Source organism: Amycolatopsis heterodermiae (genome assembly GCF_034929455.1).
In the GTDB taxonomy this organism is placed as follows: Bacteria; Actinomycetota; Actinomycetes; order Mycobacteriales; family Pseudonocardiaceae; genus Amycolatopsis; species Amycolatopsis heterodermiae.
In genome coordinates this window covers 180689-197762 of the sequence record NZ_JAYFSI010000015.1, presented here as the reverse complement: position 1 = coordinate 197762, position 17074 = coordinate 180689, and the positions used below count along the sequence as shown (strand labels likewise).

The 17074-nt window shown below is 68.7% G+C and carries 16 protein-coding genes and 1 tRNA gene; 9 read left to right on the top strand and 8 right to left on the bottom strand.

Annotated elements, in window-relative coordinates:
- The first annotated feature begins 545 nt into the window (after nt 1-545).
- The 5 genes from VA596_RS43440 (at nt 546) to VA596_RS43420 (ending at nt 3678) form a co-directional block, all read left to right on the top strand.
- On the top strand, nt 546-932 hold the full coding sequence (locus tag VA596_RS43440) for a DddA-like double-stranded DNA deaminase toxin (RefSeq protein WP_323335677.1): 387 nt from the start codon (nt 546-548) through the stop codon (nt 930-932).
- Nucleotides 920-1180 (top strand): hypothetical protein, encoded by a 261-nt coding sequence (locus VA596_RS43435; RefSeq protein ID WP_323335675.1) that lies wholly within the window; start codon nt 920-922, stop codon nt 1178-1180. The genes VA596_RS43440 and VA596_RS43435 overlap by 13 nt, the downstream gene beginning before the upstream one ends.
- Nucleotides 1181-1406: 226 nt before the next feature.
- Nucleotides 1407-1805, top strand: coding sequence for a recombinase family protein (locus tag VA596_RS43430; RefSeq protein WP_323335673.1), 399 nt, complete (start codon nt 1407-1409; stop codon nt 1803-1805).
- Nucleotides 1806-1820: 15 nt separating this feature from the next.
- Entirely contained in the window at nt 1821-2372 is a 552-nt protein-coding gene (locus VA596_RS43425) for a recombinase family protein (protein WP_323335671.1), read from the top strand.
- On the top strand, nt 2257-3678 hold the full coding sequence (locus VA596_RS43420) for a recombinase zinc beta ribbon domain-containing protein (protein WP_323335751.1): 1422 nt from the start codon (nt 2257-2259) through the stop codon (nt 3676-3678). The genes VA596_RS43425 and VA596_RS43420 overlap by 116 nt, the downstream gene beginning before the upstream one ends.
- Here the strand turns inward: VA596_RS43420 and VA596_RS43415 are convergent.
- From VA596_RS43415 to VA596_RS43405, 3 genes are all read right to left on the bottom strand, one after another.
- A tRNA-Val gene (locus VA596_RS43415) sits at nt 3635-3709 on the bottom strand. The genes VA596_RS43420 and VA596_RS43415 overlap by 44 nt on opposite strands.
- Before the next feature lie 43 nt (nt 3710-3752).
- On the bottom strand, nt 3753-4214 hold the full coding sequence (locus tag VA596_RS43410) for a peroxiredoxin (RefSeq protein WP_323335669.1): 462 nt from the start codon (nt 4212-4214) through the stop codon (nt 3753-3755).
- Between the two features lie 72 nt (nt 4215-4286).
- Entirely contained in the window at nt 4287-4718 is a 432-nt protein-coding gene (locus VA596_RS43405; RefSeq protein ID WP_323335668.1) for a DUF3052 domain-containing protein, read from the bottom strand.
- A 418-nt stretch (nt 4719-5136) separates the two neighbouring features.
- Here VA596_RS43405 and aceE point away from each other — a divergent pair, with 418 nt between their 5' ends.
- The 3 genes from aceE to VA596_RS43390 all read left to right on the top strand — a co-directional run bounded on the left by aceE (nt 5137) and on the right by VA596_RS43390 (nt 11063).
- A complete protein-coding gene (gene aceE, locus VA596_RS43400) occupies nt 5137-7932 on the top strand; it encodes a pyruvate dehydrogenase (acetyl-transferring), homodimeric type (RefSeq protein WP_323335666.1) in 2796 nt (931 codons plus the stop codon).
- Between the two features lie 71 nt (nt 7933-8003).
- A complete protein-coding gene (locus VA596_RS43395) occupies nt 8004-9215 on the top strand; it encodes an alpha-hydroxy acid oxidase (RefSeq protein ID WP_323335664.1) in 1212 nt (403 codons plus the stop codon).
- Between the two features lie 237 nt (nt 9216-9452).
- Nucleotides 9453-11063 carry an L-lactate permease gene (locus tag VA596_RS43390; RefSeq protein WP_323335663.1) on the top strand — a complete coding sequence of 537 codons (1611 nt, stop codon included), beginning with the start codon at nt 9453-9455 and terminating at the stop codon, nt 11061-11063.
- Here VA596_RS43390 and VA596_RS43385 read toward each other — a convergent pair.
- The 5 genes from VA596_RS43385 to VA596_RS43365 all read right to left on the bottom strand — a co-directional run bounded on the left by VA596_RS43385 (nt 11044) and on the right by VA596_RS43365 (nt 15729).
- Entirely contained in the window at nt 11044-11685 is a 642-nt protein-coding gene (locus tag VA596_RS43385) for a nicotinamide mononucleotide transporter family protein (protein ID WP_323335662.1), read from the bottom strand. The genes VA596_RS43390 and VA596_RS43385 overlap by 20 nt on opposite strands.
- Nucleotides 11686-11740: 55 nt before the next feature.
- The gene (locus VA596_RS43380; RefSeq protein ID WP_323335660.1) at nt 11741-12454 is read right to left on the bottom strand and encodes an MOSC domain-containing protein; all 714 of its coding nucleotides are present in this window, start codon (nt 12452-12454) and stop codon (nt 11741-11743) included.
- 69 nt (nt 12455-12523) lie between these two features.
- Nucleotides 12524-13300 (bottom strand): mechanosensitive ion channel family protein, encoded by a 777-nt coding sequence (locus VA596_RS43375; RefSeq protein ID WP_323335658.1) that lies wholly within the window; start codon nt 13298-13300, stop codon nt 12524-12526.
- Between the two features lie 306 nt (nt 13301-13606).
- Complete coding sequence (locus tag VA596_RS43370; RefSeq protein ID WP_323335656.1) at nt 13607-14827, bottom strand: ABC transporter permease; 1221 nt, start codon at nt 14825-14827, stop codon at nt 13607-13609.
- Nucleotides 14824-15729, bottom strand: coding sequence for an ABC transporter ATP-binding protein (locus tag VA596_RS43365; RefSeq protein ID WP_323335655.1), 906 nt, complete (start codon nt 15727-15729; stop codon nt 14824-14826). The genes VA596_RS43370 and VA596_RS43365 overlap by 4 nt, the downstream gene beginning before the upstream one ends.
- Before the next feature lie 120 nt (nt 15730-15849).
- Here VA596_RS43365 and VA596_RS43360 point away from each other — a divergent pair, with 120 nt between their 5' ends.
- Entirely contained in the window at nt 15850-17064 is a 1215-nt protein-coding gene (locus tag VA596_RS43360; protein WP_323335653.1) for a PucR family transcriptional regulator, read from the top strand.
- Nucleotides 17065-17074: the final 10 nt, after the last annotated feature.

Here is a 17074-nt window from a genome sequence, read left to right as displayed (position 1 = left end):
GAAAACAAGACCGGCCGGAATCCTTAATTACCTCGCCTTCACGATGACAAGCACCGGAAGGGACAGACACTTCTGATAACTACCAGTCCCTACTCACCACCCATCGCGGTACACCAAAGCACCAGCAGCTGACAACACGCCTTTGACCAGCCAAGATGGGCGCAGGGGGCGATCATGGCGGGAGTGCAGGAGCTAGCAGCAGCCGTGCGCATAGCGCTCGGCAAGCTGTCCACCGCCAAGCTCACCGAAGCCGCCGGGCTCCTCGGAGAGGCCGCACAGGCGCTTATCCAGACCGGCTCGCAGCAGCACGAGGTGCAGACCGCCCTCTCTGGGTTCGGTGAGGCTGAGCGGGGTATCGGCGACGTGTCGGGCCTGGTCGGACGGATCGACGGCACGCTCACGGACTACCTCGAGCGCATCGGGGCAAACGCCCCACCGGAGCAGAGCGGCAGCTCGGCCAGCACACCGACACAGCCGCCAGCCGCTTCCGCGCCGGCTGCCGCGGCGCCGAACGGCCAACGCCTGACCCGCGAGCAAGCGAAGCGTTGCGAGCGCAGCTACCGCCGCCGGTGGTACGGAGTACGGGACAGAAGACGCACGGCCGCTGGGTCGACGAGAACGGCCAGGCCCACGAGATCGTCAGCGGCAACGACGCCAACTCGGCCGCGGCCTGGACGATCTTGCAGCAGCAGGGCATCCCCCTGAAGGCCGCACCCGTCACGGTCAGCCACGTCGAGCAGAAGCTCGCCGCGCAGATGGTCGACGAAGGTCGCCAGCATGTCGACGTGGTACTGAACAACCGGCCCTGCCGCAGCACGTTCGGCTGTGACAGCCTGCTGCCCGTTATGTTCCCAGCTGGCTATTCGGTGACGGTCCACGCGCCGAACTACCGCAAGACGTTCACTGGAGGAATGAACCCGTGGTCACGCTAGAGGTCTGGTACGACCAAGAGCCGGAGAACGACTACGCCGAGGGCGAGCCGGCGATCCTGGTCAGTTCGTCTGGCGACCTCGACCAGCTGATTGCCCGCGTCCAGCTGTCAGCAGGAGTAGTAAGTCTTGACGAAAAGCAGAAAAAGACGCCAAACTGCCGCCTTCTCCCCTATAACTTCTTTGGTGATCGCGGAGAATCGAACCCCGATTGCCGGGATGAAAAGACGAAGTGGTTGCATCACAGGTGAACGATTTACAGAGGTCAAGGAGGCAGCACAAGAACAACAGCGCACATGGTTCCTCGGCGTAGCTGCTGTCATTTTAGCTGTCAAAACGAACAACGAGAATCCGCTTAAACCAGCTCAACTTTAGGGCAGCCTGTCCTTTCTTGGCACAAGCAAGATGTGCTGAAAAAATACGAGACGAAGGGACGTTCTAAGACGAACAGCCTCCAAGAAGCGAAGGAGTTTCGCCATGAACGTAGTACCCAATCGCCAAAACCGGGCTGTGATGTATTTGCGCGTCGGCTCAGCCCATTCAGAGGATCAAAAAATCCTTGACCTTCAGCGCCAAGGCTGCAGGCAAATCGCCGCAAAGCACGGGCTTCAAATCATTCGCGAGTACGCTGACATCGGCAGGCCGGCCGTTCTGGAGCGCCAGACTGCACTTCTTCAGCTCTTAGAGAACTTGGCGCGACAGCACGACGCCGCTTATGTGGTGACGTGGCACTACTCGCGCGTCGGGAAAACCATGGATCAAATCGATGATGTCGAGCGTCGACTACGCGATGTCGAGTCGTCCATCGTCACCCTGACAGGCGTCGAGACCGTCAAGCGCTTTACGACTCTGCTCGCAGACACAGACGAACACTGAGGAGGTGGCTTTCAGGTGACCGAACCGAGGATGTCTGACACGAACTCCGCCCGACGAAACGCACTCGAAGCTGCCGCCTTGCGTCCCACAACCAAGTCTCGTAGCGCCACCGTGAACCAGCAAAGCAGCGAACGGGACGGTCTGCCAATCGCGCTCATTTACCTGCGCGTCAGCACCAAAGAGCAAGCCCGCACCGGCGGCGGTGCCGAGGGGTACTCCATCCCCGCTCAGCGCACTGGCTGCCACGCCAAGGCCGCTCAACTCGGCGCACTCGTGCATGCGGAATACGTCGACGCTGGCGAGTCAGCCCGCTCTGCGGACCGCGACGACTTGCAACGTCTGCTCGTGGATGTGCGGAAGCTGCGACCGGACTACGTCATCGTGCACAAGATCGACCGGCTGGCCCGCAACCGTGAAGACGACATTGCGATAAACCTCGCGCTCAAGAAGCATGGCGTCAAGCTCGTCTCGTGCACCGAGAACATCGACGACACCCCCCAGCGGCCGGCTGTTGTACGGCCTCATGGCCGAGATCGCCCAGTTCTACTCCGGCAACCTCGCCCTTGAGGTCATGAAGGGGCTCGTCCGCAAAGCCGAGGAGGGCGGAACACCATTCCGCGCGCCGACGGGCTACTTGAACGTCCGCCAGCCGATCAACGGCGTACTGGCCGCCACGGTCGTGCTCGACCCGGAGCGCGCCGACCTTGTCCGCTGGTGCCTTGAGCAGTACGCCACCGGCGAGTGGACTGTGGCGGACCTCACATTTGCCGCTCGCGCAAAAGGCCTGAGCTCCCGACCGTCGCCGAAGCGGCCCAGCCAGCCCATATCGGTCAACGGCATGCATCACCTGCTACGCAGCCCGTACTACATGGGGGTCGTCGCCTACCAGGGCATCCACTATGAGGGGAAGCACCAGCCGCTCATCGAGCCGGAGACTTGGCTGGCGATCCAAGACACTCTCGCCAGCCACAACCACACTGGCGAGAAAGATCGCAAGCACACTCACTACCTGCGCGGCACCATCTACTGCTCAGAGTGCGGCGGCCGACTCGTCTACTCCCAGTCCAGAGGACGAGGCGGGCTGTACGAGTACTACTGCTGCGTCAAGAAGAAGACCAAGGAGACCAACTGCACCCGGCCAGCCGTCCGGGTCGAGCGCATCGAGGAAGCCATTGAGGCCTTCTACCTGCGGTTCCGCTTGAACCCAGCGCTCAGTGCCCACATTCAGCAGGCGATCCGCGGCGAGCTGGCCCAGCAGGAACGCGAAGCGAGCGACCACCTTAAGCGAGCCCACCGTCAGCAGGAGCAAGCCCAAGACGAGCGACAAAAGCTCTTGCGCGCCCACTACGCCGGCGCCGTGCCCGAGGATCTGCTCGCGACTGAGATGCAGCGGCTCACCCGCCAACTGGCCGAAGCCGACCGCGAGATCCGGAGTGCCCAGTCCACAACCGCAGACATCGAGCAGACTTTGCACGAGGCGCTTGCCGCAGCCGATCAATGCCCGGCGGCCTACAGCAGCGCGCCGGACAAGATCCGGCGGCAGATCAACCAGGGGTCTTTCGAGAAGCTGCACATCGGGGAGGACGGATCGGTGGTTGGCCGCGTCCTCACTGAGCCGTTTGCCGCACTTCTCGACAGCCCTCGCGGTGCGGACGTCGTTGGCATCCGCGACCAGGCCGCTGAGATGGGCGGAGACACCGCCGACCGGCGTCGACCGGGGGAATGCTCCCCGACAACGTTCGACGACGTCAGGGAGGGTCTGGGCGGCGAGAATGGCGTCATCCCATCCGGTCCGGAAATCACCGGATGGGGTTGGAATAAGCACGGTTTGGTGGGCGCAGCAGGGTTCGAACCTGCGACCGCTCGGGTGTAAGCCGAGTGCTCTTCCGCTGAGCTATGCGCCCGGACGGCGACGGCCCCGCCGAAGGGGACCGCCGCCGGGAAGCCTCACGCCAGTTCGGCGACGGCCTTCTTCCAGCCCTGCTGGTCGCGCGCCTCGCCCGGGGCGTTCACCTCGGCGAAGCGGACCACGCCTTCCTTGTCGATCAGGAAGGTGCCGCGGACGGCGAGGCCGGCCTGCTCGTTGAAGACGCCATAGGACCGGGCCACGTCACCGTGCGGCCAGAAGTCGGACAGCAGCGGGAACTGGTAGCCCTCCTTCTCGGCCCACGCCTTCAGCGAGAACGGCGTGTCGACCGAGACGCCCAGGACCTGGACGCCCTTGTTGTCGTAGTCGGCGAACTCGTCACGGAGCTGGCAGAGCTCGCCCGTGCAGATGCCGCTGAACGCGAACGGGTAGAAGACCACCAGCACCGGCTTGTCACCCCGGAAGGACGACAGCTGCACCGGCTGCTTGTTGTAGTCGTTGAGCGTGAAGTCAGGGGCCTCAGAACCGACCTCGACGGTCATACCGCGTTTCCTCTCCCGTACGGACACGTGCCTGCGACGACAACCCTATCGTGTCAGCCGGGCGGAGCCGGTTCAGCGCTGTTTCGACTTCGACTTGGGGGACACCAGCCTCGTGCCGATCCAGTTCGCGCCGACACTGATGTTGGCGGTCTGGGCCAGCCCGACGACGGGCACCGCTTCCGCGATCTCGCTCGGCTCGACGTGCCCGGGCTGTCCCGTCTTCGGGGTGAGCACCCAGATCACGCCGGTCTCCTCCAGGGGGCCCCTGGCGTCGATGAGCGCGTCGCCGAGGTCGCCGTCGTCTTCGCGCCACCACAGCAGCACCACGTCGATGACCTCGTCGGCGTCCTCGTCGAGGATGTCCCCGCCGATCTGCTCCTCGATCGCCGCGCGGACGTCGTCGTCGACGTCCTCGTCCCAGCCGATCTCCTGGACCACCATCTCGGGCTTGATGCCGAGCCTCTCGGCGACGCCGGTCTGATCAGCGTCTCCCGCGGCGACCACTGCTTTCACTCCTCCAACTACGACGGAGCGTGGCGCTCGAGCACCCTCGTGGAGGGTACGGCTGCGCCACACTCGGATACCCGGTTGCCGATAGCGAACACTGGTGCGGCTCTGCGCGCAACCGTCCACACCGGATCTTTGACAACTCGTGTCGCAGGATACGGGGCGCCGGGCACCCGCCGCGACGGCGTTTCGGGTGCCTCCGGGACCGGTCTGGCACCCCGCCGGAGGGCGTCCCCTAGGGTGGGGAGGAAGAAAACGCGCGCGCGGATACACCGCGCGCGGGGAGTGGCTCGACCGGGCCAGCCGATGTTACCGCCTGGTAGCGGTGCGGAAGCCGGGACGGAAGACGACGATGGAGAGTCGTACACCCCCGAGTACGAGCGCCACCGGCTACAACTTTTCGCAAGGAGACCCCTTGGCCCCGCAGAACGACGGCGCCTCCGGCAAGGAGACCCCGGCACGCGTACGCGTAATCCGAGACGGATTGGCTGCGCACCTGCCCGACATCGACCCGGAGGAGACCGCCGAGTGGCTGGACTCGTTCGACGAGGCGCTGGCCAGGGGTGGTCAGCAGCGGGCCCGGTATCTGATGCTGCGCATCCTGGAGCGCGCCCGTGAACGCAACGTCGGTGTACCCGCGCTGACCTCGACGGACTACGTCAACACCATCCCCACCGAGAACGAACCGTGGTTCCCCGGTGACGAGGAGATCGAGCGGCGCTACCGCGCGTGGATCCGGTGGAACGCGGCGATCATGGTGCACCGGGCGCAGCGCCCCGGCGTGGGCGTCGGCGGCCACATCTCGACGTACGCCTCGTCCGCCGCGCTCTACGAAGTCGGGTTCAACCACTTCTTCCGCGGCAAGGACCACTCGAGCGGCGGCGACCAGATCTACATCCAGGGGCACGCCTCCCCCGGCATCTACGCCCGCGCGTTCCTCGAGGGCCGGCTGTCCGAGCAGCAGCTCGACGGCTTCCGCCAGGAGTACTCGCACGCCGGTGAGGGCGGCGGCCTGCCGTCGTACCCGCACCCGCGGCTGATGCCGGAGTTCTGGGAGAACCCGACGGTGTCGATGGGCCTCGGCCCGATGAACGCGATCTACCAGGCGCGGTTCAACCGCTACCTGCGCGACCGCGGCATCAAGGACACGAACGACCAGCACGTCTGGGCGTTCCTCGGCGACGGCGAGATGGACGAGGCGGAGTCGCGCGGCCTGATCCACATCGCGGCCGGCGAAGGCCTCGACAACCTGACCTTCGTGATCAACTGCAACCTGCAGCGGCTCGACGGCCCGGTGCGCGGCAACGGCAAGATCATCCAGGAGCTGGAGTCGTACTTCCGCGGCGCCGGCTGGAACGTCATCAAGGTCATCTGGGGCCGCGAGTGGGACTCGCTGCTGCACGCCGACCGCGACGGCGCGCTGGTCAACCTGATGAACGTCACGCCGGACGGCGACTACCAGACGTACAAGGCCAACGACGGCGCGTTCGTCCGCGAGCACTTCTTCGGCCGCGACCCGCGGACGAAGGACCTGGTCAAGGACCTCTCCGACGCCGACATCTGGAACCTCAAGCGCGGCGGCCACGACTACCGCAAGGTGTACGCGGCGTACAAGTCGGCGCTGGAGCACCACGGCCAGCCGACGGTGATCCTGGCCCACACGATCAAGGGCTACGGCCTGGGCCCGGCGTTCGAGGGCCGCAACGCCACGCACCAGATGAAGAAGCTCACCCTCGACGACCTCAAGCTGTTCCGCGACTCGCAGCGGATCCCGATCAGCGACGAGGAACTCGAGCGCGACCCGAAGCTGCCGCCGTACTACCACCCGGGCAAGAACTCGCCCGAGATCGAGTACCTGATCGGCCGACGCAAGGCGCTCGGCGGCTTCCTGCCGGAACGCCGCCCGAAGTCGGCGAAGGCGCTCGTGCTGCCCGGCGACAAGGTCTACGAAGGCGTCCGGAAGGGCTCGGGCAAGCAGGAGGTCGCCACGACGATGGCGTTCGTCCGGCTGGTCCGCGAGCTGGCGAAGGACTCCGAGATCGGCAAGCGCGTCGTCCCGATCATCCCGGACGAGGCCCGCACCTTCGGCCTCGACTCGATGTTCCCGACGGCCAAGATCTACAACCCGCACGGCCAGACGTACACGTCGGTCGACGCGAGCCTGATGCTGGCCTACAAGGAGTCCGAGAAGGGTCAGCTGCTGCACGAGGGCATCAACGAGGCGGGCTCGACCGCGTCGTTCACCGCCGTCGGCACGTCGTACGCGACGCACGGCGAGCCGATGATCCCGATCTACATCTTCTACTCGATGTTCGGGTTCCAGCGCACCGGTGACGGCCTGTACGCCGCCGCCGACCAGATGGCCCGCGGGTTCGTCATCGGCGCCACCGCCGGCCGCACCACGCTGACCGGTGAGGGCCTGCAGCACGCCGACGGGCACTCGCTGCTGCTGGCGGCGACCAACCCGGCGGCCGTCGCGTACGACCCGTCGTGGTCGTTCGAGATCGCGCACATCGTGAAGGACGGCCTGCGCCGGATGTACGGCGAGACCGGCCCGGACGGCAACGGCGAGAACGTCTTCTACTACATGACGATCTACAACGAGCCGTACCAGCAGCCCGCCGAGCCGGAGAACCTCGACGTCGACGGCCTGCTGAAGGGCCTGTACAAGTACGCGGACGCGCCCTCGGGCGACGGTCCCGAGGTGCAGATCCTGGTCTCGGGCGTCACCATGCCGGACGCGCTCAAGGCGCAGAAGCTGCTGGCCGAGGAGTGGGGCGTGCGGGCCGCGGTGTGGTCGGCGACGTCGTGGACCGAGCTGCGGCGCGAGGCCGTCGAGATCGACCACGACAACCTGCTCTACCCGGGCAGCGAGCCGCGCGTGCCGTACGTGACCGAGAAGCTGCAGGGCGCGAACGGCCCGGTCGTGGCGGTGTCGGACTGGATGCGCGCGGTGCCGGACCTGATCCGCCCGTACGTGCCGACCGACATGCTGACGCTGGGCACCGACGGGTTCGGGTTCTCCGACACCCGGCCGGCGGCGCGGCGGAAGTTCCTGGTCGACGCCGAGTCGATCACCGTCGGCGCGCTGTCGATCCTGGCCAAGCGCGGCGAGGTCGACCAGGCGAAGGTCCTCGAAGCGGCCACGAAGTACCGGCTCGACGACATCGCGGCCGCCGGGCCGCAGACGTCGGATTCCGGCAGCGCGTGACCTGGTGCTAGAAAGGGACCCGGCAGACATCCGATGTCTGCCGGGTCCCGCTTGCTAGGGAGTTGATGAAGGTGACGAAGCGCCGACTGCCCAAGCCGGACGAGCTGAAGCAGCTCCTGCGGCCCAAGCCGATCGTGCTCAACCCGACCGACCGGCGCCTCGGCACCGCCCACACCATCGCCGACCTGCGGACGATCGCGCGCAAGCGGACCCCGCGGGCGGCCTTCGACTACACCGACGGCGCGGCCGAGCTCGAAGACAGCCTGCTGCGCGCCCGCCAGGCCTACCGGCGGGTCGAGTTCCACCCGAACGTGCTGCGCGGGGTGTCCGATGTGGACACCACGCGCGAGATCCTCGGGAAGACGTCGGCGCTGCCGTTCGCCTTCGCCCCCACGGGGTTCACGCGGATGATGAACCACGAGGGCGAGGCCGCGGTCGGCCGCGTGGCCCAGCGCAACGGCATCCCGATGGGCCTCTCGACGATGGCGACGACGTCGATCGAGGACCTCGCCGCGGCGGCGCCGGAGGCCCGCAAGTGGTTCCAGCTCTACGTCTGGCGCGACCACGGCGCCGGCGAAGATCTGATGAATCGCGCGTGGGCGGCGGGCTACGACACGCTCATGCTGACCGTCGACACCCCAGTCGGCGGCGCGCGGCTGCGGGACGTCCGCAACGGCCTGACCATCCCGCCGGCGCTGACCCTCAAGACGTTCCTCGACGGCGCTACACACCCGGCGTGGTGGTTCAACCTGCTCACCACCGAGCCGCTGCAGTTCGCGTCGCTCAACCACTTCGGCGGCACGGTCGCCGAGCTGCTCAACAAGCTCTTCGACCCGACGCTGAACTACGACGACCTCGACTGGGTGCGCCGCACCTGGCCCGGGAAGCTCGTGGTCAAGGGCGTGCAGAACGTCCAGGACGCCGCCGACGTCGTCAAGCACGGCGCCGACGCGGTGCTGATCTCCAACCACGGCGGCCGCCAGCTGGACCGCGCGCCGACCCCGCTGGAGCTGCTCCCGGCGGTGCTCGACGAGATCCAGGGCGGCGCCGAGGTCTGGATCGACACCGGCATCCTCTCCGGCGGCGACATCGTGGCAGCGATCGCCCGCGGCGCCGACGCGGTCCTGGTCGGCCGCGCGTTCCTCTACGGCCTGATGGCCGGCGGCGAGCGCGGTGTCCAGCGCTGCGTGGACATCCTCCGCACGGAGATGGTCCGCACGATGCAGCTGCTGGGCGTCCGCACCCTCGCCGACCTCACCCCCTCGCACGCGACCCTGCGCTAAAACGCCAACTCGCGTGATTGCCACGCCGACACGACTCCCGAACCCTCTTACGCCGTGTCGACCCTCTGATCACGCGTGTCGACTCTTCAGACACGCGTGTCGACCCTGGGATCACGTGAAGCCCTGACTCGTTGGGCCGAGTGGACTCAAGTTCTTGACGGACCGCCCGGTTTGTGAGGAGGATCACGGGCACTCGCCGAAAGGCCGTTTTCGCATCGTGGAAAACGGAGGTCGCCCGTGTTCGTGCAAGACGTGACTCCCCTCGGCTCGCTGGGCCTGTCGGCGCTCGTCGCCGTGCTGCCGCTGGCCACCGTCCTCGTCCTGCTCGGCGTCGTCCGGATGAAGGCGCACCACGCCGCCCTGATCGGGCTGCTCGTGGCGCTCGTCGTCGGGATCGCCGCGTTCGGGATGCCGATCGTGCAGGCCGTCTCCGGCGCGCTGTCGGGCGCCGCGTTCGGGTTGTGGCCGATCATGTGGATCGTCGTCAACGCGCTGTGGATCTACCGGCTCACCGTGCGGACCGGGCACTTCGACGTCCTGCGCCGCTCGTTCGGCCGGATCTCCGACGACCCGCGCATCCAGGCCCTGATCATCGCCTTCTGCTTCGGCGCGCTGATGGAGGCGCTGGCCGGGTTCGGCGCGCCGGTCGCGATCAGCGCGGTGATGCTGGTGGCCGTCGGCTTCCACCCGGTGAAGGCCGCCGTCGTCGCGCTGGTCGCGAACACCGCGCCCGTCGCGTTCGGCGCCATGGGCACCCCGGTCGTGACGCTCGCCCAGGTCACCGGCCTGCCGCTGGAGCAGGTCTCCTCGATCGTCGGGCGCCAGACGCCGTTGCTCGCCCTGGTCGTGCCGCTGCTGCTGGTGATCATCGTCGACGGCAAGCGCGGCCTGAAGGACACCTGGCTGCCCGCGCTGGTCTGCGGGGTCGCGTTCGGGCTCGTGCAGTTCCTCGCGTCCAACTACGTCTCGCCGCAGCTGGCGGACATCGGTGCCGCGCTCGCCGGCGCGGCCGCCCTGGTGGCGCTGCCGCAGACCCGCCGCGCGGTGCCCGAAGCCGTCCGCGTCGGGATGGGCGGCACCACGACCGCCGAAGCCCCGCCCGAGGACTCACGCCGCGACGTCGTGAAGGCCTACCTGCCGTACGCGCTGATCATCGTGATCTTCTCCCTCGCCGTGCTGCCGCCGATCAAGAAGCTGCTCGACAAGGCGACCTGGAAGTTCCACTGGCCCGGGCTGAACGTCGCCGGGCCGAACGGGAAACCGGTGTCCGGCAACACGTTCTCGCTGCCGTTCCTCAACACCGGCGGCACGCTCGTGCTCATCGCCGGGATCATCACGGCGGTGATACTGGCGGTGGGGGCAAGCGGTGCGGCCGGCGAATGGCTCGCCACGGTCAAGGAACTGCGCTTCGCGATCCTCACCGTCACCAGTGTGCTCGCGCTGGCCTACGTGATGAACCTGTCCGGCCAGACCAGCACGATCGGCACGTTCATCGCGGCCGCCGGCGCCGCACTCGCGTTCCTGTCGCCGGTGCTCGGCTGGTTCGGCGTCGCCGTCTCGGGGTCCGACACGTCGGCGAACGCGCTGTTCGGCGCCCTGCAGGTGACGGCGGCCCACCAGACCGGCCTGCCCGCGGACCTGCTCGCCGCGGCCAACAGCTCCGGCGGGGTGCTCGGCAAGATGGTCTCGCCGCAGAACCTCACCATCGCCTGCGTCGCGGCGAACCTGCCCGGTGAAGAAGGCAAGCTGCTGCGGAAGGTGCTCCCGTGGAGCCTGGGCCTGCTGCTGGTGATGTGCCTGATCGTGCTCGGGCAGAGCACGCCGGTGCTCAGCTGGATGCTGCCATGACCCCGTGATCGCGGGCCGCGACGCGCTTCGCCGAGCGGTTCCACGTCCACCAGCCGTGCACGACCAGCCCGGCGAACACGATGTAGATCGCGGCCGAGAAGTACAGGCCGGACGAGATCTGCAGCGGCACGCCGATCGCGTCGACGACCAGCCAGACCAGCCAGAACTCGACCAGTCCCGCGCCCTGCGCGCCGAAGGCGACGAGGGTGCCGACGAAGATCGCGGCGTCCGGCCACGGCGCCCACGACGCGTGCAGCGCGTCCAGGACCAGGGCCATCACGGTCGTCCCGGCGACGAACGCGCCGAGCATGACCAGCCGTTCGGTGAGCCGGCCCTGCCGCACGACGACCCCGAACACCGGGTCCTTGCGGCGCGTCCAGGCCCACCAGCCGTAGACGGAGATGGCGAGGATGGCGACCTGCCGGGCGGCGAGCCCGCCGAGGTGCGCGGAGGCGTAGACGGCGAACAGCAGCACCGTGGCGCCGACCTGCACCGGCCACGTCCACAAGGTGCGACGCTGCGCGAGGAACACCACGGCCAGCGCGAACACCTGCCCGGCGAACTCGGCGATGGAGATCCACTGACCGAGCACCCGGAAACCGTGTTCCAGCAGGTAGTTCACGTGACGCCCCTTTCGTCCTACCGCTGTCCAACATGCTCCGGGAGGGGCACATTCCCTAGGGACTGTGAGGCGCGGAACATCCCACCTCGTGGACGTCGCCGACGCGGATCGTGCCGCCGCGGACGACGCGGGCGTGCACCCCGAGCTTCAGGTCGTTGGTCTCGGCGATCGTCTTGAGCAGCCCGGGCGCGGCCGGGAGGCCGTCCCACGGCAGGCCGACCATCACGCAGCGGACGGCCCGGCGGAGGATCTCCAGCTCGACCCCGCCGATCCGGACCCGCTCCCCCAGCCAGGCCTCCTCGGCCAGCTCCGGCGCCGGGCCGGTGTCGAGCAGCAGGTTCGGCCGCAGCCGCCGTTCGTCGATCTCGACGCCGGGGGCCCGTTCGGCCAGCCAGGCGAGCGACGACGTCGTCAGCAGGTGGACGGCGGCCTCGTCGTGGTGCGGGACCTCGGCTTCGCGCACGAGCCGGACGTCCGGGCGGCCGAGCGCGGCGGCGATCTCCGCGTGGGCGGCGTCGCCGCGGACCGCGCGCCCGTCCGGGAGGGTCACCACCGGCACGTCGCCGTCGTAGCGCGCGGCGAACTCGTGCAGGCCCGCCATCCGGCGGAACCGGCGGGTGTTCTTGCCGCTGCCGAACTTGCCGTCCGGGTCACGGACGGCGTACAGCCGGTCGCCGTCGAGGCCGCGTTCGCCGAACTCGCCCGCGGCCAGCCGTTCGCCGCGCATCGACTTCACCGGATAGCGCCACAGCGCCCGCACGACCCCCATGCGCCCCAGGTTAACGAGACGGGCCCGGCAGCTTCCTCGCCTGCCGGGCCCGTCTCGTCACGCTTCCGCTCAGAGCTGCGGGCGCGGGGTCCCCACCGGCGGGGTCGGGGTGTTGTCGGCGCCGACCGTGGCGCGCGGGGCCTCGCTGCGGCCCATCTCGCCGGTGCGCTGCTGCGGCGTCTCGGCCATCTGCTGCTGCATGTTCGCCATCCAGCCGCGCCAGCGGTCCTGCGCCGGCTTGATCAGGCCGCCGCCGAAGCCAACGACGATGACGCCGCCGATGGTGGCCAGCACGGCGATCAGCACCGGGCCGGTGATCGCGGTCGCGATGTTCACCTGTCCGAGCGCGGCGATGATGCCGAACGCCATGATCAGCCAGTAGGCGCCGGTGGCCAGGTAACGGCCGGCCGGGCGGCCCGACATCGCCGACGAGACGACGTCACGCACGACCTTCGCGATGGCCGCGGCGACCACGATCAGCACCAGCGCGACCACGATCCGCGGCAGGAACGCGATGATGTCGTTGAGCAGCTGGCTGACCGGGTTCGTCGGCCCGAACACGCCGAACGCGAGCTGCAGCGCGATCAGCAGGACGAAGTAGTAGACCAGTTTCACGAGGATTCCGGCCGCGTCGATCTTCTGCTGGCCGATGCTGGCGGAAAGGCCGGTCTTCTCGATCAGCTTGCCGAAGCCGGCTTTCCCGAGAACGAGGCTCAGCCCTTTCGCGATGGCCTTCGCGATCAGCCAGCCGATCAGCAGGATGATCAGGAATCCGACGAGTTTCGGGACGAACGTGGCGACCAGGTTCCACGCTTGCCCGAGCCCGTCCTTCAGTTGCTGGCCCATGACGACTCCCTCTAGGTGTTACGCACCGAATCGCGCCGCGATTCGGGTGGTGCGCGCTGTTGTGCACCGGATCGTTGATCAGGTACCCCACGGCGGCAACTCGTGCGCCCCACGATCGAGTGAGACGACTGGCGCGCGAAGATCGTTGGCAGCCATACTGGTTCTACCGGTGGGGACCGGGGAGACGAGGCCGTCCGGCGCAGCGTAAACCGCAAGCGCCGGGCGGCCTCGAGCATTTGGGGGACACAAAGAACCGGCCCCCGGAAGCCGAAGCTCCCGAGGGCCGGGGTGAACAGTGGTGAAACGTCAGGCGGCGCGCAGGGCGTCCCGCAGTTTCACCTTCGCGCCACTGCGCATCACGGCGTTGCGGTAGATCCGCGCGGCCAGCCAGATCAGGCCCGGAATCAGCAGCACCACCAGCCCCACCGACAACACGGCCTCCCACACCGGCACGCCACCCATCGCGAGCCGCATCGGCATCAGCGTCGGGGAGAACACCGGAATCACCGAAAGCACTTCGACGAACGTGTTGCCCGGATCCGACGGCAGCACGGAAATGCCGACCACGTACCCGGCGATCACGAACATCAGCGCGGGCGACGTCGCGCCCGCGACGTCCTCCTGGCGGGAAACCAGCGCCCCCAGCGCGGCGAACACGATCGAGTACATGAAGAACCCGAGCAGGTACCACACGATCAGCCACACCACGGTGCCGATGGCCGCCGAGACGGAAATGGTGAGCACGCCCGTGGCCAGCCCGGCGATGATCCCGCCGGCGCCGATCACGACCACCTGGACCAGCCCGACCACCCCGATCCCGAGCACCTTCCCGGCCATCAGCTGCCACGGCTTGATCGTCGAGAGCAGCAGCTCGACCACGCGCGACGTCTTCTCTTCGACGACACCCTGCGCGACACCCTGGCCGTTCAGCATCAGCGACAGGTAGATCAGCACGCCGGCCGCGATGCCGAGGACCAGCTGCTGGCCGTCGTAGCTGTAGGGCTCCTCCAGCGGCGGGTCCTCGACGAACTTCGCGGCCCCGACCGCGGCCTCGAACTGGGCCGGGTTGCCGCCCAGCGCGGCGACCTGCTGGTCGAGCGCGACCTGGCGGGACAGCAGCTGCAGGACGTTCGCGAGCTTGCCGTCGAGGTCCTTCTTGACCTGGACGTGCACGCTCTTGCCGTCGCCGGTCAGCAGCGCGTCGATCGAGCCGTCGGCGAGCTTCGCGCGCCCGGCGGCCTCGTCGGCGAACTGGGTGGTGTCGACGGACTCGCCGACCGCCTGGGCACTGCCCTTCAGCGGCGCGGAGAACGCGGCGGTGGCCGGGGTGTAGCCGACGGTCGCGTCGGCGCCGCCCCCACCGGAGAACAGCTTGATCGCCACGATGCCGACCACGATCAGCAGCAGCATGACCGCGGTGCTGACGCGGAAGGCCTTGGCCGCCAGGCGGGTGCTGATCTCGCGGGAGGCGACCAGCCCGACGGCCGAGGCCGGGCTCATCCGGACGTCCGGGACCGGCGTGCTCATGCGGGAACCTCCTCGGTGGTCACGACGGAACGGAACAGGTCGGCCAGCGACGGCTGTTCGCGGGCGAACTCGCGCACCGGACCGGTGGCCAGCGCGGCCTTGAGCACGTCCTGGTCGTCGGCGCCGGCGAGCTCGAGCTCGGTCACCGTGCCCTTGCGGCCCAGCACCTTCACGCCGCCGAGGGTGTCGGCCCAGCCGTCCGGGGCTTCGGGCACGTCGACCCGCAGCCGCACGGCCCCGCCGGAGCGCAGGTCGCCGACCGTGCCGATCTCGACCATCTGTCCACTCCGGACGATGCCGACCCGGTCGCAGAGCCGCTCCACCAGGTCGAGCTGGTGGCTGGAGAACACGACCGGCACGCCCTCGGCGGCCTTTTCCCGCAGCACCTGGCTCATCACGTCGACCGCGACCGGGTCGAGGCCGGAGAACGGCTCGTCGAGCACCAGGATGCGCGGCTCGTGCACCAGCGCCGCGGCCAGCTGGACGCGCTGCTGGTTGCCGAGGCTGAGCTTCTGCACCTCGTCGTCGCGGCGTGCGGCCACCCCGAGCCGTTCGGTCCACTTCGCCGCCGACGCCTTGGCGTCGGCGGCGGACATGCCGTGCAGCCGGGCCAGGTAGGTGAGCTGCTCCCCCACCTTCATCTTCGGGTACAGGCCGCGTTCCTCGGGCATGTAGCCGATGTGCCGTCGCGTTTCGTGCGTGACCGGTTCGCCCGCGTAACGCACCTGTCCGGCGTCGGCGGAAAGGACGCCCAGCGCGATGCGCATGGTCGTCGTCTTCCCGGCGCCGTTGCTGCCGACGAAGCCGAACAATTCGCCCGGCCGGACGTCGAACGTCATTTCTCGCAAAGCGACCACGTCGCCGTAGCGTTTGGAGATCGCGTCGATCTCTAGACCGGTCATCCCGGTGCCCCCATTTCCTCGCTTGGCTGCGATCGTAGGCAGGACGTACACGCACCGCATAGCGACCCGCGTTGCCAGCACCGGCTACGAAAGTTGCGGGCCACGTAGGATCGCGTCGAAATGGCCGAAACCACCACACCGCGCCGGGTGCCGAAGCACCACGGGCTGTCCGCGAAGACGCTCCAGCGGCTGGAGCGCGCCTCCGGCAGCCTGGCGAGCGCCAGCATCGCCGTGATGGAACAGCGGCTGCCGTGGTTCGCCCGGCTGCCCGCCGACCAGCGCGCGAGCGTCCTGCTGATCACCCAGGCCGGCGCGGCCGGCTTCGTCGGCTGGCTGCGGGACTCGAAGGAGGCGCTGAAGCTCACGACCGAGGCGTTCCGCGACGCGCCGGCCGAGCTCTCGCGCTGGGTCAGCCTGCGCCAGGCCGTCGGCATGGTCCGGCTCGCCATCGAAGTCTTCGAAGAGCAGCTGCCGGCGTTCGCCGCGAACGAGGCCGAACGAGCCGCGCTGATCGAGGGAATCCTGCGCTACGGCCGGGAAATCGCCTTCGCCGCGGCCAACTCCTACGCCGCCGCGGCCGAGGCGCGCGGCGCCTGGGACGCGCGGCTGGAGGCGCTCGTCGTCGACGGCATCGTCCGCGGGGACGCGGAGGAGTCCGTGCTCTCGCGCGCGACGGCGCTGGGCTGGGACCCGACCGCCGCGGCGACGGTGTTGGTCGGCAACCCGCCGTCGGAGGACCCGCCGACGGTGGTGTTCGAGGTCCGCAGCCGCGCCGCCCGCGTCGGACGTCCGGTGCTGCTGTCGGTGCAGGGTTCGCGGCTGGTGGTCGTCGTCGGCGGCGCGACCGAGGGCGGGGTGAAAGAGCGGGAGATCCTCGGCCGGATGGCGGTGGCCTTCGCCGACGGCCCGGTGGTCGCCGGCCCGACGGTCCCGACGCTGGCCGAAGCGCACCACAGCGCGACGGAGGCGTTGTCGGGCCTGCGGGCGGTCGTCGGCTGGCCGGGCGCGCCGCGGCCGGTGCGCTCGGAGGACCTGCTCCCGGAGCGCGCGCTTTCGGGCGACGCCGAAGCCGAGCGGCTGCTGGTGGACACGATCGCGCGTCCGCTGGAGGAGGCCGGCCCGACCCTGCAGCGCACGGTCGAGGCGTACCTCGAGAGCGGCGGGGTGCTGGAGACGTGCGCGAAGACGCTGTTCGTGCACCCGAACACCGTCCGCTACCGCCTGCGCAAGGCGGCGGACCTGACGGGCTGCCAGCCGACCGACCCCCGTGACGCGCTGGTGCTGCGGATCGCGCTGGCGGTGGGCCGCCTGGCCCGCGCCCGCGGCCTCTGGTGACGCAGGGCCA